Origin of the sequence: Cesiribacter andamanensis AMV16, from assembly GCF_000348925.1 — a bacterium.
Lineage (GTDB): Bacteria > Bacteroidota > Bacteroidia > Cytophagales > Cyclobacteriaceae > Cesiribacter > Cesiribacter andamanensis.
The window spans coordinates 1-20,877 of record NZ_AODQ01000081.1 but is presented as its reverse complement, the minus strand read 5'-3'; the positions used below and the strand labels follow the sequence as shown (position 1 = coordinate 20,877).

General features: G+C 56.8%; 19 protein-coding genes. 9 read left to right on the top strand and 10 right to left on the bottom strand.

The window, feature by feature from the left end:
- Positions 1-120 precede the first annotated feature (120 nt).
- Together ADICEAN_RS14215 and ADICEAN_RS14210 are read left to right on the top strand one after the other, a co-directional pair.
- The gene (locus ADICEAN_RS14215) at positions 121-1,947 is read left to right on the top strand and encodes an outer membrane beta-barrel protein (protein ID WP_009196319.1); all 1,827 of its coding nucleotides are present in this window, start codon (positions 121-123) and stop codon (positions 1,945-1,947) included.
- Between the two features lie 168 nt (positions 1,948-2,115).
- A complete protein-coding gene (locus tag ADICEAN_RS14210; RefSeq protein WP_009196318.1) occupies positions 2,116-2,565 on the top strand; it encodes a Spy/CpxP family protein refolding chaperone in 450 nt (149 codons plus the stop codon).
- Positions 2,566-2,666: 101 nt separating this feature from the next.
- On the opposite strand, the gene ADICEAN_RS14205 is transcribed toward ADICEAN_RS14210, so the two are convergent.
- Positions 2,667-3,335 carry a cupin domain-containing protein gene (locus ADICEAN_RS14205; RefSeq protein ID WP_009196317.1) on the bottom strand — a complete coding sequence of 223 codons (669 nt, stop codon included), beginning with the start codon at positions 3,333-3,335 and terminating at the stop codon, positions 2,667-2,669.
- Positions 3,336-3,338: 3 nt separating this feature from the next.
- Positions 3,339-4,214: a c-type cytochrome gene (locus tag ADICEAN_RS14200; RefSeq protein ID WP_009196316.1), complete on the bottom strand. Its 876-nt coding sequence runs from the start codon at positions 4,212-4,214 to the stop codon at positions 3,339-3,341.
- A gap of 93 nt (positions 4,215-4,307) precedes the next feature.
- Between ADICEAN_RS14200 and ADICEAN_RS14195 the strand changes: the two genes are divergently transcribed.
- From ADICEAN_RS14195 to ADICEAN_RS14185, 3 genes are read left to right on the top strand one after another with little or no spacing between them, the layout of a single operon-like run.
- The gene (locus ADICEAN_RS14195; RefSeq protein WP_009196315.1) at positions 4,308-4,802 is read left to right on the top strand and encodes a hypothetical protein; all 495 of its coding nucleotides are present in this window, start codon (positions 4,308-4,310) and stop codon (positions 4,800-4,802) included.
- A 14-nt stretch (positions 4,803-4,816) separates the two neighbouring features.
- Positions 4,817-5,299, top strand: coding sequence for a helix-turn-helix transcriptional regulator (locus ADICEAN_RS14190; RefSeq protein ID WP_009196314.1), 483 nt, complete (start codon positions 4,817-4,819; stop codon positions 5,297-5,299).
- 26 nt (positions 5,300-5,325) lie between these two features.
- Positions 5,326-5,676 carry an MmcQ/YjbR family DNA-binding protein gene (locus ADICEAN_RS14185; RefSeq protein ID WP_009196313.1) on the top strand — a complete coding sequence of 117 codons (351 nt, stop codon included), beginning with the start codon at positions 5,326-5,328 and terminating at the stop codon, positions 5,674-5,676.
- Positions 5,677-5,740: 64 nt separating this feature from the next.
- Here ADICEAN_RS14185 and ADICEAN_RS14180 read toward each other — a convergent pair whose 3' ends face one another.
- Positions 5,741-6,460: a YebC/PmpR family DNA-binding transcriptional regulator gene (locus ADICEAN_RS14180; RefSeq protein WP_009196312.1), complete on the bottom strand. Its 720-nt coding sequence runs from the start codon at positions 6,458-6,460 to the stop codon at positions 5,741-5,743.
- Positions 6,461-6,541: 81 nt separating this feature from the next.
- Between ADICEAN_RS14180 and ADICEAN_RS14175 the strand changes: the two genes are divergently transcribed.
- The 3 genes from ADICEAN_RS14175 to ADICEAN_RS14165 all read left to right on the top strand — a co-directional run bounded on the left by ADICEAN_RS14175 (position 6,542) and on the right by ADICEAN_RS14165 (position 10,044).
- Positions 6,542-7,900 (top strand): pyridoxal phosphate-dependent decarboxylase family protein, encoded by a 1,359-nt coding sequence (locus ADICEAN_RS14175; RefSeq protein WP_009196311.1) that lies wholly within the window; start codon positions 6,542-6,544, stop codon positions 7,898-7,900.
- A 30-nt stretch (positions 7,901-7,930) separates the two neighbouring features.
- Positions 7,931-8,836, top strand: a complete 906-nt coding sequence (locus tag ADICEAN_RS21385; RefSeq protein ID WP_009196310.1) for an SUMF1/EgtB/PvdO family nonheme iron enzyme — start codon at positions 7,931-7,933, stop codon at positions 8,834-8,836.
- Positions 8,837-9,129: 293 nt separating this feature from the next.
- Entirely contained in the window at positions 9,130-10,044 is a 915-nt protein-coding gene (locus ADICEAN_RS14165; protein ID WP_236612923.1) for a diacylglycerol/lipid kinase family protein, read from the top strand.
- A 103-nt stretch (positions 10,045-10,147) separates the two neighbouring features.
- Here ADICEAN_RS14165 and ADICEAN_RS14160 read toward each other — a convergent pair whose 3' ends face one another.
- Positions 10,148-10,354 carry a hypothetical protein gene (locus tag ADICEAN_RS14160; protein WP_009196308.1) on the bottom strand — a complete coding sequence of 69 codons (207 nt, stop codon included), beginning with the start codon at positions 10,352-10,354 and terminating at the stop codon, positions 10,148-10,150.
- Positions 10,355-10,546: 192 nt separating this feature from the next.
- On the opposite strand from ADICEAN_RS14160, the gene ADICEAN_RS14155 reads away from it, so the two are divergent.
- Positions 10,547-11,230 carry a lysophospholipid acyltransferase family protein gene (locus ADICEAN_RS14155; RefSeq protein WP_236612922.1) on the top strand — a complete coding sequence of 228 codons (684 nt, stop codon included), beginning with the start codon at positions 10,547-10,549 and terminating at the stop codon, positions 11,228-11,230.
- A gap of 70 nt (positions 11,231-11,300) precedes the next feature.
- Here the strand turns inward: ADICEAN_RS14155 and ADICEAN_RS14150 are convergent, their stop codons facing one another.
- From ADICEAN_RS14150 to ADICEAN_RS14125, 6 genes are all read right to left on the bottom strand, one after another.
- On the bottom strand, positions 11,301-14,756 hold the full coding sequence (locus ADICEAN_RS14150) for a pyruvate carboxylase (RefSeq protein WP_009196306.1): 3,456 nt from the start codon (positions 14,754-14,756) through the stop codon (positions 11,301-11,303).
- A 144-nt stretch (positions 14,757-14,900) separates the two neighbouring features.
- The gene (locus ADICEAN_RS14145) at positions 14,901-15,638 is read right to left on the bottom strand and encodes a hypothetical protein (RefSeq protein WP_040397334.1); all 738 of its coding nucleotides are present in this window, start codon (positions 15,636-15,638) and stop codon (positions 14,901-14,903) included.
- Between the two features lie 154 nt (positions 15,639-15,792).
- On the bottom strand, positions 15,793-16,158 hold the full coding sequence (locus ADICEAN_RS14140; protein WP_009196304.1) for a hypothetical protein: 366 nt from the start codon (positions 16,156-16,158) through the stop codon (positions 15,793-15,795).
- 467 nt (positions 16,159-16,625) lie between these two features.
- Positions 16,626-18,653: a carboxypeptidase regulatory-like domain-containing protein gene (locus ADICEAN_RS14135; RefSeq protein ID WP_009196303.1), complete on the bottom strand. Its 2,028-nt coding sequence runs from the start codon at positions 18,651-18,653 to the stop codon at positions 16,626-16,628.
- Positions 18,653-19,573: a PorP/SprF family type IX secretion system membrane protein gene (locus ADICEAN_RS14130; RefSeq protein ID WP_152426442.1), complete on the bottom strand. Its 921-nt coding sequence runs from the start codon at positions 19,571-19,573 to the stop codon at positions 18,653-18,655. The genes ADICEAN_RS14135 and ADICEAN_RS14130 overlap by 1 nt, the downstream gene beginning before the upstream one ends.
- A 4-nt stretch (positions 19,574-19,577) precedes the next feature.
- A partial coding sequence (locus ADICEAN_RS14125) for a T9SS type B sorting domain-containing protein (RefSeq protein ID WP_236612921.1) occupies positions 19,578-20,877 on the bottom strand: 1,300 nt, incomplete at its 5' end.

Sequence of the window (20,877 nt, the reverse complement as noted above, 5' to 3'; positions counted from 1 at the left end):
GCGGTTGGCAGCTGGGGCGGTGGACGGGGCGGCAATACCGGCGATTTTGGTGGACCAGCAAAACGGGCTCATCACCACCCATGCCGCCGGCCTCAACTATACCGACCAATGGGGTAAAAGATGGAGGTAACCGGCAGCTACTTCTTTAACCAGACCAACAACCTGGCCAACCAGATCACCCGCCTGGAGTACCTGGGCGAGCGCAACGCCGGTCAAACGTACCAGGAGGTAAGCCGGGCCGAAAGCACCAACACCAACCATCGCTTCAACATGCGGCTAAATTATACCTTCAGCCCTGCCACTACCCTGATCATGCGCCCCCGCCTGAACCTGCAGCGCTACCAGGGGGTATCCGACCTGGAGGGCATTACCCGGCTGGAGGAGGCCATCTTAGGCAGTACCAGCAACCGCTTTGTATCGGAATACAATGCCCTGAACCTGGACAATAGCCTGCTGCTGCGCCACAATTTCAGCAGCAAGCGGGGCCGTAGCCTTAGCCTGAACCTCTCTACCGGCTACGACAATCAGGAGGGCGAAAGCAGCCTGCGCGCCGCCAACCTGTTTACCAGCGGCAGTAGCATGGAACGGGACAGCCTGCTGCAGCAAAGCGGGCTTAGCCGCCCCGGCCTGCGCCTAGGCGCCGACCTTCGCTATACCGAACCCCTGGGCGAAAAAAGCCGCCTGATGCTCAACTACCGCAGCAGCTACCAGCGCTCCGAGCCCGATAAGCTCACCTTTCAGCGGGAAAGCAGCGAGGAAGCCTGGGCGCTGAACCCCAGCCTGAGCAGCCAGCTGCTGAATGAGTACCTCAGCCACAATGCCGGCGCCAGCTACATGCTACGTACCGAAAAAAGCATGCTGCAGGGGGGGCTCAACTACCAGACGGCCCGCCTGTTCAATGATCTGGTCTACCCCCGGGAGGGAGTAGTTGATCGCCGCTTTAACAACCTGCTGCCCTCAGCCATGTACCGCTACACCATTAGCAAAGACAAAAACCTGCGCCTCAATTACCGCACGGCTACCAATGCCCCCTCGGCCGAGCAGCTGCTGGAAGCCATTGACAACAGCAACCCCCTGCAGCTGAGCCTGGGCAATGCCCGCCTGCAGCAGGATTATCAGCATAGCCTGTTTGTGCGCTATTCTTCCAGCAATCTGGCAAAGGCCTCAACCTTTTTTGCACTTCTCTCAGGCTCGGTATCGGATCGCTACATTGGCACGCGTGTGCTGCTGCCCGCAGCCGATACGGTGCTGGCGGGCGGCTATGTGGTGCCCGCAGGGGTGCAACTGAGTCAGCCCACCAACCTGCAGGGCTACCGCAGCCTGCGCTCCTTTGCCTCCTGGGGCCGGCCCATTGCCCCCCTTAAATCCAACCTGAACCTGACGGCCAGCATTACCTACAGCCAGATTCCCGGGCTTATAAACGGGCAACAAAGCCTCACCAGCACCTATACTACTGGGGCCGGCCTGGTGCTCAGCAGCAACATCAGCGAAAAACTGGATTTTATCCTGGGCACCCAGAGCAGCTATACGCTGGCCGAAAACAGGCTGCGGGAAAACCTGAACAACCGCTACCTGAACCAAAGCAGCCAGGCCAGCCTGAAATGGATACTGCCCGGCAATTTTAGTCTGCAGGCCGATGTAGCGCACCAGTACTTTGGCAGCTTTGCCGGAAGTGCTGCGCAGCATTTTCTGCTGCTGAACGGCGGCCTTGGCAAGCGCCTCTTTAAAAACAAGGGGGAGATCAGCCTATATGCCTACGACCTGCTCAACCAAAATACCAACATTCAGCGCAATGTGACCCAGGCCTATGTGGAACAGGTGCAAACCAATGCCCTTAACCGCTACCTGATGCTGCGCTTTAGTTACAACATCCGCAATTTTACCAGCCAGGAGGCCCGCCCAGAAGCACCCTCCGAAAGCGAACGTGGCCGAGGCCGTCAGGAATAAGCGTGTTTCCACACTTTCTACCACTTCTTCAAGACGTTTGCAAAAAGATGGCATAGTGCTTGCAATCAATTCAGAAAAAAAGAACGGATAGTATAGATCATTCAAATTAAACCTTCACCCTTTTCCAGCATCTAATTGCCAGAAATTCACCTAAAACAAAAAGGAAGTATGAAAAAGATGAAAATGATTGTGGCGGCAGCCTTTCTGTTTCTATCGGTAACAGCCTTTGCACAGACCAGTCCGCAAAAAAGCAGTGAAAAGCCTACCAAAGAGCACTATAAAAAGGGACATAAACGTGCTGCCCATGCAGGTGTGAACATCGACGAATGGGCATCCAAACTAGATCTTACAGCCAGCCAGGTAACGCAGTGGAAAGCCCTGCAGGAAGCTGGCAAAACACAAATGCATACACTCAAAGCCAATACCGAGCTGAGCAGGGAAGAGAAAAAAGCACAGATGAAAAACCTGCGCCAGCAAAATAGGGCCGAACTGCAGAAGATCCTGACCACCGAGCAATGGGCCCAATACCAGGAGCTGCGCAAAGCTGAGCGGGAAGCCCGCCAGGCACAGGCCGGCGACCGCAAGGGCAAACGCCCGGCTAAGGGTGAGCGAAAATAAGGATTGACTACTCCTCTGGCCTATTGCCAGGTTCACTTGAGAGCAGGGCCCGTCGTAACTCGGCGGGCCTTTTTTGTGTACTGCCCTAAGCCTGTAGAATCTCACTCCCTGGCTGCCTGCGTTGCATCTACGGGTATGCTCTGCTCCCTACGAGCAGATTCTGCATCCGGTTGCCAGTACCTATCCAGTTCCTTATCCTTTCCCAGGCGGCGGGCAAGGCCGGCCAGCAGGCCGCAAAGCAGCAGCTGCAGGCGGTGGGGCAGCAGGGGGACATAGGATTCTCCCATCTCAAAAAGCAGGGCCAGGTGCCAGAGGCTTTTGGGAATGCCCTTACTGGTGGTTTTGCCATCATTGGCCAGTCCGTGGGCAATGCGCAGGCAGGCCTCAAACTGCCGCGGTGGCGTAATGCGCACCATAAAGCGTACTGCTTCCGTATCACTGGGGTTAAAAAAGCGGTGCAGCTTATGGCGGGGAGCGGTGGCCGTCTGGCCCGGCCTCAGGTGCAGCACCTCTTTTTCCAGCTGTACGCCCAGCACCCCCTGCTGCACACTAAATTCTTCTTCAAAAGTTGTATGGTAATGCAGGTCGTTGCCCCCTTTGGGTGCCAGCAGTACCTCTACTACCAGCAGCTTTCCGCCGGTTTCCGAAGCAGACTGTAGCACTTCTATGGTATAATCTCCCAGTTTGGAGGGAATGGTGCGGGGCAAGCCTTCGGGTGTGCGTTCCTGGCCTGGTTCCGGCCGGTGTGGTGCAGGGATATAGGTGATCATGGCTTAAATAGACATTAAGTAGAGATAAAGGGATTGAAGTTCTTCGTCGGTATAGCGGGCAGTCATCTGCCAGGGCATGTCCTCCTGCTTCAGCTGCCGCCCGTCGGGTGTCTGGCCGGTACGCAGGGTCTCTATGAACTGTTCCTGGGTCCAGCGGCCGGGCTTGCCGCTGCGGCTGATATCGGGCCGGGCCGGCAGGCCGGGTGCCGGAGCGTCCATCCCCTTCATGCTGGTGCCGTGGCAGCCGCTGCAGGAAATGGCCAGATACTCCCCATAGGCAGGGCCTACCTGCACCGCTACACTGGCCAGCAGGGGGCGTTCATGATCAATTTGCTGGGCCGGAAACAGAGGCACCTGCCCGGCCAGCGACAGAAGCCGCAGCACCGGACCTATGGCCATGGGGGGCTGTTCCCGATCTACCGCAGGCAGGGCATTGTAGTAGGCGATCAGCGCCGCCATGTCTTCTGCCGATAGCTGGCTGGTCTCCTGCGAGGGCATCAGCAGCAGAGGCCGGCCATCCTGGCGCAGGCCGTGCTTGAGGGCCCGCACCCAATCGGTAGTGGTATAGGCAGCCGGCAGGCCACCCCTGCCCCTGGTAAGGTTTGAACCCACCAGCAGGCCAAGGGCAGGATCATCCAGCATGATCTTGCCGCCCCCATCCTCGCCATGGCATTCGGCGCAGCCTTTAATGGCAGCCAGATGTGCTCCCCTGGCCAGGATGGCAGAATCGCCGGGAATCTGCAGAGGCGCAACCGGTACCCTATACACTTGCTGCTTTTGCCACTCAAGCCGGCCATAGGCAATGGCCAGCAGCAGCACTGCCAGGCCTAGCAGGCCACACAAAAAAATCGCCGCTCCTCTAAAAAGCTTTCGTATCATTTTTCTTAGATTTAATTTTACAACAAATCTACTCATTCAGCTGTCCTGGCCGGCTACGCCAAACGGAGCACCCCCTACGCAAAACGGATTTTTATGCAGCCACAGCAAATCTCTTTCTCCACCATATTGCAGGAGCTAACGGCGCTGAGCATACGCCAGGCACAGCCTGAGCCCCAGCTGGAGGTAGCGCATCCCCAGCTGGGCTGTATCCGCATGCAACGCCATGTGATGCCGGGCATCCACCTCTCCTCCCTGCAATGGACTGTTGGCAGCCAGCCCCTTCAGTTTGCCGACGAAACCCACTCTGACGATATCAATATTAATCTGCAGCTAAAGGGCAGCCTGTTCTCCCAGTTTAGCTGCCTGCCCACTGCCCTGCACATGCAGCCTGGCCGGCACAACCTCCTTGTTACCTCAGAGCCGGGCGGCCATCATACCGTTCAGGCCGGCGATGTGCTGGATGTCTTTCACCTGAGCCTGAAGCCCGAAAAGCTGAGCCAGTACCTCGACCCTTCCGAGGCCCAGGGGGAGCTTCTGCTGCAGAAGATCCAAAAAGAGAAGCCTTTGCAGCCAGTCCCCTTCCCCTGAGCATTACCCCTGCCATGCGCAGCACCATTAGCCAGGTGCGCAGCTGCCCGCTGCAGGGCCATACCCGCAAGCTGTATCTGGAGGCTAAGGTGAGCGAGCTGTTGTGCCTGCTGCTGGATGCCTACGCCAGCGTTTCGCTACCCCTTAACCGGCTGCCTAACCCGCAGCAGCTGGAGAAACTCTACAGCCTGCGGGAGTACCTGCACCGCCATTACCTGCAGCCCCATCTGAGCCTGGAAAGCCTTTGCCGGGAGGCCGGCCTCAATGAATTTGTGCTGAAAAAGGGATTCAAACAGCTGTTTGGCACTACTGTATTTGGCTACATCCAGCGCCTGCGCATGGAGCATGCGCGCCTGCTGCTGACCGACGGGGGCGCAACAGTGGCCGAGGCGGCCGATGCCCTGGGCTATGCCAACCCTCAGCACTTCTCAACCGCCTACAAGAAACAGTGGGGCGAATCGCCCGGACAGTTGACAAAGACCAAAAAATGGGGTTAGCTTGTCGGCCTTACTACTATTCCCCTATGAACCTGGAAAAACTACGCGCCCTTTGTCTTGAGCTCCCCGGCACCACCGAAGGCATTAAATGGGGGCAGGACCTTTGCTTTATGGTAGGCGAAAAAATGTTTTGCGTTAGCGGGCTGGAGCAGGACACCTTCTCTGCTTCTTTCAAAGTAACAGAAGAGGCTTTTGGCGCTCTTACCAGCCGGCCCGGCATTGTTCCCGCCCCCTATCTGGCCCGCTACCAGTGGGTGCTTGTAGAGCAGGCCGATAGCCTGAGTGCAGCCGAGTGGGAGCAGTACGTGCTGCACGCCTACCAGCTGGTGCGGCAGAAGCTACCGGCCAAAGTAAAGAAGGCGCTCAACCTCTCTTAAACAAAAAACCCCCAGCCAGTACAGCAAGGGGGTTTTTGTCACTATCTATTCGTACGTAGGAAACCTATTCTTCCTCTTCCTTCATGTTGTGGTACACGTGCTGCACATCATCATCTTCTTCCAGTCGCTCCAGCAGCTTATCCACATCGGCGCGCTGCTCGGCCGTAAGCTCTTTGGTGTCCATGGGGAAGCGGTCCAGGCCTGAGCTGATCACCTCAAAACCTTTTTCCTCGATCGCCTTTTGCAGATGGCCAAACTCTGAAAAGGGGGCATAGAGCATAATACCGTCCTCCTCTTCGTAGATCTCATCCAGACCGTAATCGATCAGCTCCAGCTCCAGTTCTTCCAGGTCCTGGCCGGTATTGGCGATCTTAAAGTGGCACTTGTGCTCAAACATAAACTCCACCGAGCCGCTGGTACCCAGGTTACCCCCCGTTTTGTTAAAATGGCTGCGGATGTTGGCCACCGTACGGTTGTTATTGTCGGAAGCGGTTTCAATCATGATGGCAATGCCATGGGGTGCATAGCCTTCAAACACTTTCTCTTCATAGTTGGAAGTATCCTTGTCGGTGGCTTTCTTGATGGCCCGCTCCACATTTTCTTTGGGCATGTTGGCCGCCTTGGCATTTTGCAGCACGGCCCGCAGGCGTGGGTTGGTATCCGGATCGCCGCCGCCTTCTTTCACTGCCATTACAATATCTTTCCCAATGCGGGTAAAGGCTTTGGCCATGGTAGACCAGCGCTTCATTTTGCGCGCTTTGCGGTATTCGAATGCTCTTCCCATAAGACTGTTTTTGCGTTGCAAATTTACGAAATTAGGCCAAATTTGTGAGTACGCCATCCCTTGCATTAAAGATTTTTAGCCATGCTTGATAAAGAAAGCCTGCACTTGCTCCAGGAAGCGCTGCAGAAACTGGAGGAGCCCTATGCTTCACTTCCCTCCTTTACCCCTGCTGCCGATGCGGAAGCACTGCAGGCGGTGCTGCAGGAAACGGCCGGGCGCATGCAGGACAATTTTCCCTTCTACCACCCCCTGTACGTGGGCCAGATGCTGAAGCCGCCCCACCCCATGGCCCGCCTGGCCTATGCCATGGCCCAGTTTGTAAACCCCAACAACCACGCGCTGGATGGCGGGCGGGCCAGCTCCCTGATGGAAAAAGAAGCCGTGGCCCAGCTGGCCGCCATGCTGGACTGGCCCCAGCACCTGGGTCACCTCACAGGCGGCGGCACCATGGCCAACCTGGAAGCCCTCTGGGTGGCCAGCAAGCTTCAGCCGGGCAAAACCGTGCTGGCCTCCGAGCTGGCTCACTATACCCATGAGCGCATCAGCGCCGTGCTGGGCATTCCCTTTGAAAAAATTGCAGTGGATAAACAGGGCCGGCTGGACCTGCAGGCTCTGGAGGCACGGCTGCAGCGGGGGGATGTAGGCACTGTGGTAGCCACCCTGGGCACCACCGGACTGGGCGCCGTAGACCCCCTGGATAAGCTGGTAGCGCTGCAACAAACCTGGGGCTTCCGCCTGCATGCCGATGCCGCCTACGGGGGGTACTTCCGCCTGGCCGGCAATCTGGAACCGGAGGTTGCGCGCGCCTTTGCAACCCTCTCTCAGGCCGACTCGGTGGTGATAGACCCCCATAAACATGGGCTGCAGCCCTATGGCTGCGGCTGTGTGCTGTTCCGGGACCCGGCAGTGGGCCGCTTTTATCGCCATGATTCCCCTTATACCTACTTTACCTCCGAAGAGCTGCACCTGGGCGAGATCAGCCTGGAGTGCAGCCGCCCCGGCGCTGCGGCCGTAGCCCTCTGGGCCACCCAGCGCCTGCTGCCCCTGGAGCAGGGCGGCGCCTTTGCCCAAGACCTGGAAAAATGTCGGCAGGCCGCTCTGCAGTGCTGGGACCAGCTGCAGCAAAGCCCGCACTGGATGCCCCTTTTGCCGCCAGCCCTTGATATAGTAGTGTATGCCCCCCGGGCAGCCGATACCGACACCATTTCCCGCCTCAGCCAGCAGATCTTTACAGCTGCAGCAAAAAAGGACCTGCACCTGGCTCAGTTTCGCTATCCCACCCGCCTGCTGCCCACCAGCTGGCAGGGGGTTGAGATCCGGGGCGAATGGGTCACCTGCCTGCGCTCCTGCTTTATGAAACCAGAACATGTGGAGTGGCTGCCCGAGATCTGGAGCCGGCTGGAGGCCAGCCGGGAAGAAGTTGCAGGGCCCCAGGCCTAACGATCTGCTAAAATTGCTGTTATTGTTTCTATGAAACTACTTCTGCGCCTGGCGCTGCTTATAGGAGGATTTCCCCTCTTTGCCCAGCAGATCACCCCCCCTACCCCTCCCAATACCGTACAGGTAGGCACCAATCTGTATGTAGATAAAACAGAAGTTGCCAACCTGCACTGGCTGGAATTTCTGTACTACATCCGCCGCGATTCCGGCGAAGCTTATTACCGCCAGATGCTGCCCGACACAAGCGTATGGGTACAGCGTACCCTGGTCAATCCCCAAACGCCTCCTGCCGAGTTGATCCAAAACTACCTGCGGGCACCCCAGTACCGCACCCATCCGGTGGTGGGCATCAGCTATGAGCAGGCCCAGGCCTATGCCCGCTGGCGCAGCAGGGCAGTCAACCAGGCGATCAACCAGCCCCGGGAGCTGGCAGCGCTTGGCCTGCAGGGCAGACGTATTGTAGTAGAGTATCGCCTGCCTACGGAAGAGGAGTGGATGCAGGCCGCTGCCGGCACCCGCTACATTGGCCGGCATCCCTATGGCTTTCGGGAAAAAGAATTTCTGGTGCGGGCCAGCAAGCGCATTGATCCGCAGCAGGCCTGGGAGGGGCTGGCCGACCCCAGGCCCAGCCGCAAAGCTTTTAGCCGCAGCCTGCGCAAGACCTATCTACCCCTGTTTCAGGTAGTGGCCAGTCTGCCGGCAGATTTGCACATGGCGCCTGAATTTCCGCTGTCCACGACAGAGGGCCTTCAGAACAGCCTTGGCCTGTTGCACAGCATTGGCAATGTAGCCGAAATGATCCTGGGTCCGGGCCAGGCCAAAGGAGGCAGCTTTATGCACCCCCTGGAAGCAAGCAAGATCAGCGATATGCAGCGGTACGTTGGCCCCGCCCCCTGGCTTGGCCTGCGCCTGGTTGCCAGCGTGCAGGTGGAATAGGCCAAGTGTCAGCCAAAAAAAAAGAGGCCTGCTGACGGCGTACCGACAAACAGGCCAAAGTGCAAGCAAAGAGGTGAATAAATAGATTTGTTAAACAAATATACGACAAGCTTTTAAACTTGCCGCCTATCTACTCCCTTTAACGAATCGGCCAAAAAAAAGATTCCAGCCCGCTGCATTTTGCTTTGCCCAAAACCTTTTACTGCCTGGCGATTTCTTTATAGTAGGTAGTGCGTGTTGTACCTTTGGTAGTGCAACTGCCAGCCAGTTTAATTAAACTAACAGCCCCCCTTTTGGAAGCCGATACTAAAAAACACCTGGTCTTTATCATGAACCCCATCAGCGGCACCCGCAAAAAGGAACGGGTGCCGCAACTGGCCGAAGAGCTGCTGGATAAAACGCAATTTACCCACACTTTTGCCCTTACCGAGCGCCCCCTGCATGCCACCGAACTGGCCCGGGCTGCTGCAGAGGCCGGGGCTTATGCCGTAATTGCCGTAGGCGGCGATGGCACGGTGAATGAGGTAGCCTCAGGCCTGATGCACAGTAAAACCGCCCTGGGCATTATCCCCTTTGGCTCAGGCAACGGGCTGGCCAGGCACCTGGGCATTCCCATCAGCACGGTGGAGGCCATTCGGCTGCTGAACCAGCCGCACACTACCCTGATCGACGGGGCCCTGGCCAACGGCCGTCCTTTTTTCTGCACCGCCGGCCTTGGCTTTGATGCGCATATTGGCAGGCTCTTTGCCAGTGCCGGCCAGCGGGGCTTTGGCAGCTATGTGCGCCTTAGCCTGCAGGAGTATTTCACCTACAGCCCGCAGCGCTACAGCCTGGAAGTAGATGGCCGTACATTCAGGCGTAAATGCTTTGTTGTATCGCTGGCCAATGCGGGCCAGTACGGCAACAATGCCTACATTTCGCCAGAGGCCGATATTCAGGATGGAAAAATAGATTTGTGCCTGCTCAAACCTTTTCCGGCCGTGCAGGCGCTGCCCATGGGCATGCGGTTGTTTCAGGGGAGCATTCATGAAAGCCCCTACATGGAAATTATCCGGGCCGTGCACATCCGCATCCAGAGCCCAAAAAGTGAGTGCATGCACCTGGATGGGGAGTTTTTGCCTTTTGAGGGGGTACTGGAAGTAAAGGCGGTCCCTGCATGTTTGCAGGTAATTACGCCTGTGGCGGACAAACGGGTAATTATGTGTTAGCTACTGCAGATGGGGCCGGTAAGGAGCGGTAGATGCGTTGCGTAAGGGGTACAGATATACTATATCAAAGGACACAGAGGGGCATCAGGCCTGCCAATCAGGCCTAGTTCAGGTGTTCCCGCAAGCCCTGGATCAGGTCATTGCCTCTGAGCTGCTTGTCCAGATAGGGCTTGTTGAGGTACTGGCGGTTACTGGCGATGCTTTTCTCCAGTAGCGTAATATCTTTCTTGATATTCTTGATCAGACCGGCAAGGGCGTCATTCAGCTCTCGTAGGTTTTTCACAAAGTCTTTGCCTTTTTGTGGTTGCATCTTCGTAATTAATTATCTTGCTGTTCGCCCAAAAATGCACATATGTAAGGAAAGCGAAACTTACATAAATTTTATGGCCGAAATACAATTTATACTAAAAATATTCTGATGAGGAAAAATCCGCTGTTGCTAGTATATACTGCATATGCAGGCTTAGTGTTCCTGTTTTTCATGTTTTTATATTCGCCCCTCATGCTGCTGCCACTGCTGGTAAAAAAGGAAGGCAACCGGCTCTCATTTTGGGGCTTTCATCTGTGGGCGCACTGTTTCCGTGCCTTTACCGGCATCTGGTACGAGGTAAAGGGTCTGGAGCATCTCAGTAGCCGGGAATCCTACATCATCATCCCCAACCACACCTCTTTTCTGGATATTTGCCTGCTTCCCCTCATCACTAAGGGCGCCTTTAAGACGCTCTCCAAAAAAGAGGTAGGCAAAATCCCCATCTTTGGCCCCTTTGCCCGCCTGGTAACAGTAATGGTAGACCGCTCCAATGCCAAAAGTCGTTTGCAAAGTGTTATAAAGATGAAAAAAGCGCTGCAGGGAGGCACTTCTCTGGTGATCTTTCCTGAAGGTACAGTCAACAAGACCCGCCAGCTGCTGAATCCCTTCTACGACGGCGCCTTCCGCATTGCCCTGGAAACAGGCGCCTCGCTGGTGCCGGTGGCCATAGCCGGTGCAGGTCGACTGATGCCGCCAAAGGGCCTGCTCATGCGTCCGGGCACCATCCGGGTGCAGATTCTTGCGCCTGTGCCGGTCAGCAGCCTGGGAGTAGCCAACCTGCCTGAGTTGAAAGCCGGGGTCTATAGCAGCATGGAGGCCCAACTGCAGGAGATGTATGCCGGCCTGCAGCCACAGCCGCTGCAGGTACAGGCCTGAGAAAACATAAAGTATAAAAAAAGAGGAGGTAGCCAGGCTATCTCCTCTTTTTGTTTACGCGGATTTCTTCTTAGCGGCTGGCGATCTCCAGCACCAGATCATCCTGCGAAACCATGCTGCCACTGCTCAGGTGTATTTTGCTGATGGTACCGGCAAAGGGGGCCGAAATGGTGGTCTCCATCTTCATGGCCTCTATGATAAAGAGGGGCTGGTTTTCTTTTACCACATCGCCTTCTTTCACCATTACCTGGGCAATGCGCCCCTGAAGGGGTGCCCCAATCTCCCCTTCGGCAGTTGCCTTGCGATTCTGATGCTTGGTGACGGTCAGGCTTTCGTCGCGTACCCGAATGCGGCGGGTCTGGCCATTCAGCTCAAAGGAAACGGTACGCATGCCCTCCTCATCCGGCGCCGATACATACAGCAGCTTGATGATGATGCTCTTGCCCTCATCGATCTCCACCAGCGTATCTTCACCATGGCGCAGGCCATAGAGGAATACAGGGGTGGGCAGGTGCATCACATCGCCGTATTGCTTGCGGGTCTGGCAGAATTCTTCAAACACCTTGGGATAGAGCTGATGCGACAAAAATTCCAGGAAAGTAGCCTGCTCGCCAAAACGTTCCCTGAAGGCGGCAAAATCCTTGTCGAAATCCACAGGCTGCAGGTGGGCATTGGGCCGGTCGGTAAAGGGCTCCTGTCCCCGCAAGATCGCCTTCTGCACATCGGCCGGAAAGCCGCCGGGCGCCTGACCCAGCTCGCCCTTCATCAATCCTACTACCGATTCGGGAAAATTCAGTGTATGGCCGCGCTCCAGTACATCTTTTTCGGTCAGGTTGTTGGCCGTCATAAAAATGGCCATATCCCCCACTACTTTTGAGGAAGGCGTTACTTTTACCAGATTGCCAAAGAGCTGGTTTACTTTGGTGTAGTTGGCCTTTACCTCTTCAAACTTGTCTTCCAGCCCCAGGGCGGTGGCCTGCGGACGCAGGTTGGAGTACTGCCCACCGGGAATCTCATGCTCGTACACCTCGGCTGTGCCTGCTTTCAGCCCGCTTTCAAAGGGGTAATAATACTCCCGCACATCTTCAAAATAATTGCTGTAGTCGTTCAGGGCGCGCAGGTCCATGGGCAGCTCCCGCTCGTGGCCCTGCATAAAGGCCACTACCGAGTTGAAGTTGGGCTGCGAGGTAAGGCCCGAGAGGGAGGCCAGGGCCACATCTACCACATCTACCCCGGCCTCAATGGCCTTCAGATAGGTGGCCGGCTGTATGGAGGAGGTATCATGCGTATGCAGGTGAATGGGCAGGTCTACAGCCTTTTTCAGCTCAGTGATCAGGGATTGGGCCGCATAGGGCTTCAGCAGGCCGGCCATGTCTTTGATGGCCAGCAGGTGGGCGCCTTCATCTTCCAGCTGGCGGGCAAGGTCCAGGTAGTACTGCAGCCCATACTTGGTCTCCCGGGGGTCCAGCACATCGCCGGTATAGCAGATGGCGGCTTCGGCCAGGGCGCCCGTACGCTCCCGCACGGCGCGGATGCTCACCTTCATGGCCTCTACCCAGTTAAGCGAATCAAAGATGCGGTACACATCAATACCGGTCTCCCAGCTTTTTTCGATGAACTTTTCGATGAGGTTATCGGGATAGGCCTTATAGCCCACCGCATTGGAGCCCCTGAGCAACATTTGCAGCAGAATGTTGGGCATGGCCTTGCGGAACAGGCGCAGGCGCTCCCAGGGGTCTTCATAGAGAAAGCGCATGCACACATCAAAGGTGGCGCCGCCCCACACCTCCATGCTAAAGACCTGCGGATGCTGACGGGCAAAGCCCTCGGCCACCTTTAGCATATCGATGGTGCGCATGCGGGTAGCCAGCAGGCTCTGGTGCGCATCCCGGAAGGTGGTATCGGTATACTGAATGCTCTTCTGTTCCTTGAGCCAGCTGATAAAGCCCTCCCGCCCCAACTCGTTCAGCAGGTCTTTGGTTCCTTTGGGGTACTCGCCCAGGCGGTTGTAGATAGGCACCTTGGGCGTGCGGAAACGCCGATCGGGATCAAATTTCTTTACGGCCGGATTGCCATTAACGGTTACGTTGGCTACGTAGCGCAGCATTTTGGTACCCCTGTCCTGGCGCTCGGGAATTTGCATCAGCTCCGGGTGCTGGCGGATAAAGCCTACGGTGGCCCCTCCTGCCTGAAAGGTAGGGTTGGAGATCACATTCTCCAGAAAGCCGATATTGGTCTTTACCCCCCGGATGCGAAACTCCCGCAGGGCGCGGTTGAGTCGCTGGGCAGCCCCCTTGAGCGTACGGCCCGAGGCCGATACCTTTACCAGCATGGAATCGAAAAAGGGCGAAATGGTCATGCCCGGATAGGAGGATCCTTCATCCAGACGAATGCCAAAACCGGCGGCATTGCGGTAGGCGATCAGGGTACCATAGTCAGGTTTGAACCCATTTTCGGGATCTTCGGTGGTAATGCGGCACTGAATGGCAAAGCCGCTGCACTGGATCTCTTCCTGCCGGCCTACCAACAGGCGCGGATCATCCAGGGCCACATTGCGGGCAATGAGGATCTGCGAACGCACAATGTCAATGCCGGTGATTTCTTCGGTTATGGTGTGCTCTACCTGTATGCGGGGGTTTACTTCAATAAAGTAGATGTTCTCCTGGGCATCTACCAGAAATTCTACCGTACCCACGTTGTTGTAATTCACATGCCGGGCAATGCGCAGGGCGTATTCCCACAGCTGCTGGCGGGCGGGCTGGCTCAGCACTGAGGGGGCTACCTCCACTACCTTCTGAAAGCGGCGCTGCACGGAACAGTCACGCTCGTAGAGGTGCACCAGGTTGCCCCAGTTATCGCCCATGATCTGCACCTCAATGTGCTTGGGGTCGGGGATGTATTTTTCCAGAAAGACCGAATCATCGCCAAAGGCTGTACGGGCCTCGTTGCGGGCTTCGGTAAAGGATTTTTCGAGCTCTGTATCGTTCTGTACCACGCGCATACCCCGGCCCCCGCCACCGGCGGCAGCTTTTATGATCACCGGGTAGCCAATGCGCCGGGCCTCCTGCAGGGCCACGTCAAAAGACGTAAGAGGTTCGTGGCTGTCTTCAATCACCGGCACACCGGCGGCCACGGCCACCTCTTTGGCTTTTACCTTATCGCCCAGCTGGTCCATCACCTCGGGGCGCGGGCCTATAAAGATGATCCCCTCCTCCTGGCAGCGGCGGGCAAAGCGCACATTTTCGCTCAAAAAGCCATAGCCGGGATGGATGGCATCTACCCCCTTTTGCTTGGCCAGGGAAATGATCTCTTCAATATCGAGATAGGGTTTGAGCGGCTCATCGTCCCGGCCAATCTGATAGGCCTCATCGGCCTTGTAGCGGTGCAGGGAGTAGCGGTCTTCATACGTATAGACCGCAACGGTGCGAATACGTAATTCTGAGCTGGCTCGGAGTACCCGGATGGCAATTTCGCCCCGGTTGGCCACCAAAATCTTGTTGATTTTGCGGATGTCGGCTTGGTTCATGCGGTAGTAGATCTAAAAATTTGGTTAGGGAACAGGCAGCCCTGCTCCAGGTCAAAAGTGCGTTTATGTGCTATGCAATCGATTACGAAGGCCAAAATATAGGCAGTATATACGAGAAGCGTTACAAAATGTACCAAAAAAAGCTCAGAGTGTTGGCCCAGCCAGGTCTACAATCCACACCGCCTGCTGCTCGGCATAGCCCTGGTGCTGTATACCCCGTACCTGCACCTCTGCTTCGGTGCGTACAGACTGCTCCAGGCGGGACAGTACCTCAAAATCACCTGCCACCAGGGGCAAACTGCGCACCAGCTGGCCGGGCGCTATGGGGTGGTTATCATCCCGGTAGGGCTGCCGGAGCCTGAGCTGGTAATCATACTGAATATCGGGTGCCGGGCGCTGCATGCGCGCTACGGTACCAGTATACGTAACTTCCCTACCCTGGGGTTGTGTAGCGGAGGTATCGGAATAGTGGCAAACACTAAACGGATGGGGGGTGATCTGCTCTACCCGAAACAGGCGCCGCCCGTAGGCGGTCTGTCTATCAGCCTCTTGCGGCCAGTTGGCCTGCAGCTGGCCTGTGAGCGTAACGCATTGCCCTACAAAATACTGCAGGCTATCGGTACCCTGCAAAAAATACGCGTGCTGTGAAATGAGCTGGTAGGCGGCATCGGCAATGCCCAGGGCCCGGGCTTCCTGGGGCTGCAGGCCGCTGCTTTGCAAAAGGCCGGTGATCCGGGTATCGGTATCTGGCAAGCGCCCCGGCTGGGGCAGGGACTCGGCAGCCTGGGCCTGGGGTGCAAGGCTATCCGCAGAGGAGCGGGCAGCCTCATTTTCCTCTTGCGGCGCACCACAGGAGAGTTGGCCGGCAAGTAGGATAAGCAAGGGGATATACAGGGGTATTCTCACAAAAGCACTACTGAAATTAGAAACGGATTGTTTAACACGCTCTCCTCAATACGGCAGCCGAAGCGGGCTTGCCACAGGGTACAAAAAAAAGCAGCCTGGTGCAGGGCTGCTTCATGTATAGAGGGGGATCTCAATAGTCATCGTAGGGGTCGTCGGAGTCATCAGCAGGCTCGCTGTAGCTGCTTCTGCTTTCGCTCTCGCCACTTTCCTCATCTTCGGCGGCATAATCGTCCCGCAGGTTGCCTTCATCATCATAATCCTCATCATCGCTGATGATCTGGCGTGCTTCCTGCACCGTCATGCGAATAAGGTAGTAGATGTCTTCGGTCTCAAAAGGAAGCGCAGATACCCGTTTTCCTTCCTTATTGGTAAAGGAAACCAGGTTATCGGCAAACCCATAGGGATACTCCATTTTAACCCGAGTAATAATATCCTCCGGCAAGGTGTCGTAGTCCTTGATAATGCGCTTTTTGTTCGGGTTAGTCGGTTGTGGCATAATGCTTATAGTAGTTTCTAGGGCTTATCCGCTTGTATGATGCCCCTACGGCATTGTGTAAGGGGGTGTTACAGCTAAGCGCGTTTATGTGCTTCCCTTTCGGGACATAAAAAAACAAAGCTCCCGCATATATGGCAATGCTTTTGGATAAAAATTTTAAAAGAATTTGCAGGGCCTCTGCCCTGTTCAGGCCCGGGTATCAAAAAATAGGGGCTGTAGAGGTCTTAGATGGGCATTTTATCCCTACTGCATGCTCCATCCAACCCTTAACCTCTTATGGATCAGCCACATGCCCAATCTCTCCGGGAGGGACCATTTTCGCTCCCCATCTTCCCTATCTAAAACCCTCATCGGCTTTACAGGGCCTGCCAAGGCTGCCCGTGGCACACGTGCGCCAGTTCTGGCTGGCAGCTGCCGGCCGGCTTTGCTACCCCCTTAAGCCGGCTCAGGGCAGTAATTCATCTGTATTATTTTAGCTCCAGAACAACCTGCCGCTCCGGCTTTTGCCAGTCGGTACCCAGGTAGAGGGTGGCGCGCTTATCGCCCTGCTGTACACAAATCTCGTAGGCCGCCAGTGAGAGTGCCTGAAAGCTAAATCTATTGCCATCTGGCCAGAGCAGGGTGCTGCTGCCATTGAGGCTGTTGGTAAGCCAGAGCAGCAGTGGCTGGCTGGGGTCGGCTCCTTCCACACGGCCTTTAACCGTATAGCGCTGCTGTTGCTTTAGCTCTACATTCAGGTAGTGCGAGAGCGAGGCCTCGGTACGCTCCGAGGTGGCAAAATCGGCCACATTGCCCCAGGTATTGCACTGTACCAGAAAGGTATACTGGCTTTCGGTGTCCAGTTCCACTTCGTAGCCGCCGCGCTCATTGGCCACCAGGGTATCGGGCTGGCTACCGGCATGGTCGTAGACCAGAATCTGCGCATGTGCCGCCCGGCGCTTGTCGGGCATACGGGCAGTACCCAGCACAAATATCTTGGTTTTGCGGTCCAGGGACACGGTAAAATCGCGCCGCCCATACTGCTTACCCTGCAGGGTAGAATAGCTCAGTGTGCGGGGACGGTAATCTTTGGCTTCGTAGCTTAGTTTATACACCTCGCCCGGAAAAAGGGTAAAGCTGTACTCGCCTCTTTCATTGGTCACTGCCTGCCTGCTGCCGCCATCGGGCTGCTGCAGGTGTACCGTTACGCCTGCCAGGGGTTTATGGTTGGTGCTGTCGCGCACGCTGCCTTCCAGGGTAATGATGTGGTAATCGAGCCGGTAGAGGTCATCTCCCCCCCTGCCGCCGCGGCGGTTAGAGGAAAAATAACCCCCGCTGCCATCGGCCAGCCACACCAGGCCAAAATCGTCGGCTACGGAATTGGCCGGAGCGCCCACATTGCGCACCATGATCACTTTGGTGCCGCTCAGGTAGGCCTCGTGTATGTCCAGCCCGCCAAGGCCCATTTTGCCATCGCTGGAGAAATAAAGTCGATTTTCCCGCAGGCTGGGAAAGGCTTCTTTGCCGGGGGTATTGATGCGGGCTCCTGCATTGATGGGGGCCGACCATCCCCCCTCCTGCATAAAGCTGTAGTAAATATCGGTACTGCCATAGCCGCCGGGCATGTCAGAGGCATAAAAGAGCAGGCGTCCATCGGCACTGATGGCCGGATGAAACAGATTGCCTTCTGCAGTTATGGAGAGTTCTTTGGCCGGCAACCACTGGTTGGGCGCATCGGCAGGCTCGGCCTTCCAGAGCGTAATGCGGCCGCTGCGGTCGGAGCGGCTAAAGTAAAGTGCACCATTGGCATCCTGGCTGGCCGGCCCCTCGTGCAAGCCAGTATTAATGCTGCTGCCCAGGTTGTGCACATTTACAAAACGGGTATTGCTTCTGGCAGCGGCATGGTATACATCCAGGTCGGTGTTGTGGCCCGAATAGTCGCGGTGCACCAGAGCCCCCTTTTTCCGATCCGATAAAAAGAACAGGCCGCCCTCGGTCAGTACTGGGGCAAACTCATTGTAGCGGGAGTTGATAGAAAGGGGGTGTACCGAATAGCGGATGGCGGAGCGATGCAGCTCGGCCGGATCCAGGCTGGGAAGGGGATCACCCTGAAGCTGGCTCAGATACTGCTCATAGACCTGCTGCGACTCCTGGCCCCGGCCCAGCAGCTGCAGGCTATGGGCATAGGCCAGCTGATGTTTTGGCTCCAGCTGCTGGGAGGAGGCCAGTTGCCGGTACTGGGCTACAGCTTCCTTGGCCTGACCCGATACGGCATAGGCATGGGCCAGCATGATCTTGAGATCCTGATCTTCTCCTCGCTTTCTTAGGGCCTGCTGTATATAGGGGATGGCCTTTTCATAGGCCCCTGAGCCGTAGAGCATTTTGCCCTTTTGGGCGGCCGGTTTGAGCTGAAAGAAGAAGTTATCATACTGGGCCACACTTTCTCCAAGGGGGAGCAGCGCCAGCATTCCGCCTATCAGCCAGGCATAAAGGGGGTATTTGAGCGAGACTGCCATCAGAAATACCGGGGAGAACGAACAGCGGACCGATCAAAAATAAAGGAATACTGCAGGCTGATCTCGTGGGTATCACTTCCATAGCCCTGCTGCTCCCGAAGGGGCATATCCCAGGAATAGCCCAGGCGCCACTGTGCATTGAGCTGCAGTTGTACCAGGCCGGCCAGCTGCTGTGTGCTACGGTAGGAGGCGCCCAGCCAGAGGGCATTTCGGAATAATACGTTCAGGTTGGCATCGGCATAGGCAGCGCCCCGCTCGGGCACACTCAGGAGCACATTGGGCTTAAGCACCACATCGGCCCCAAGGGGAATGGCCCGGCCGGCATGAAAAACATACTGCCGCAGGTGCCGGCTAAAGATGGAGCGCTCCTGATCGGGCCGGGTGGCCGGCAGAATCTCCGGCACCGAAAGGCCGATGTTCATCAGCGGCGATTCATAATAGAGGCCCGTACCCAGTGTAACAACCCACTGCGATTCCTGCAGGGCAAAAACGGCATCATCATCATGGTAAATGAGCAGGTTGCGGTAGCCCGGCGTATAGCGGTTGATGTTGGCGCTAAGGCCGCTGGAGATATGGCCCTTGCCTACCGGCAGCCGGTAGCCCAGTGCAGGCGAAAGCTGCATACGCCGACCGCTGCCCACACTTTCGTGCTGCAGGCGCAGGCCGGCTACCAGGCGGGAGCCCGGCAGGGGGGTATGGGCCGACAGGATCTGGTTGGTTGGGGCGCCATCGGCACTGATCCACTGCATGCGGCCATGCAGGCTTAGGGTAAGGGCATCGGCACTGCCCGCATAGGCGGGGTTGATGGCGGTAGCATCGTGCATGTACTGCGAATACAGCGGATGCACCTGTGCCTGCAGGCTGCCAGCAGCCCCCATGCACAAGCCCATCACTATGCCGATGATATACCTGTTTAACACCACCTTAATTTTTGAGCACGATATAGCCTTTGAGCAGCGGTGCTGCCGGGCCGGTACTGATCTTATAGAAATAGGTGCCCTCGGGCAGCTGGTTGCCGCCCGGGCGTATGCCGCGGTTGGCCAGGCCTGAGAAACATTTGTCCTGATTATCATAGCCCCACATCTCAAACACCAGGGTACCGTAGCGGTCATAGAGCTGCACCCGGTTTTCGGGGTAGCGCTCAATGTGCTCGATCATCCAGAAGTCATTTTTGCCATCGGCATTGGGCGATACCCCCTGGTAAACCACCAGCTGGGCAGCCGGCATGCGTACATCCAGCACAATAAGGGCTTCGGCACAGAGGCTGGCCTCGGGTACCTCATCGCATACGGTATAGCGCAGCGAGTCAAGGCCCAAATAATGGGCGGGGGGTGTATAGCTGAGCATTCCATTTACGCCCAGGGTAGCCGTGCCGCCTGCGGCTGTGGTCAGCTGCAGGGGGCGGGCCCGTAGCCCATCGCCATCGGGGTCGGTATCGTTTTGCAGCACCGATAGCGAGGCCGCATAGGGGCTGGCCGTTACCAGCAGCGTATCGTTGCGGGCTATGGGAGCACGGTTTACCCGGATGCGCGCCGCAGCAGAAAAGACCTCACCGCAGTAGCCGTCCGTCACCACAGCCCGAAACCAGCTGGTGCTGCTAAGGTCCTGGTAAGGCTGGGTAGCCGTGGTATTGGCCAGGGGTTGTATGTTGGTGGCAAAGTTATCGGAGCTGCGCTCCCAGCGAATGATCTGCCCGCTATAGTCCAGTAACTGAAGGCTGCCGGCATTATCGCCCTCCAGCACCACAGCATCTTCTACCACACGGCCGGCCTCAAGGGGCGGACGCACACTAATGGTAGCCGGCTGGCTGTAGACTACGGCACAGTTTCCGTTTTGTACCACCGCCCGGTAGGTAGTGGTAGCAGTCAGATTCTGATACGTCAGGCTGCTGCCTGTATGTTCAAGCGTAGTTAGGGTAGCGAAATTATCGGTGCTGCTTTCCCAGCGCAGTACCTGGCCCAGCTGGCTTTGCAGGCTGAGGGTGCCGCTGTTGGCCCCCGGGCACACTGTGGCTGCTCCGGCCAGGCTGCCCCCCTGCGAGGCGGGCGTAACCGTTACCTTAAGGGGTTGGCTATAGACCGGGGCACAGCTTCCGTTTTGCACAAGGGCCCGGTACCAGCGATCGGCCGTTAGATTTGTATAGGTATAGCTGGCTGCCGTATGGGCAATGGGCTGTACCTGGCTGCTAAAAATTATCGGTAGAGCTCTCCCAGCGCACAATAGT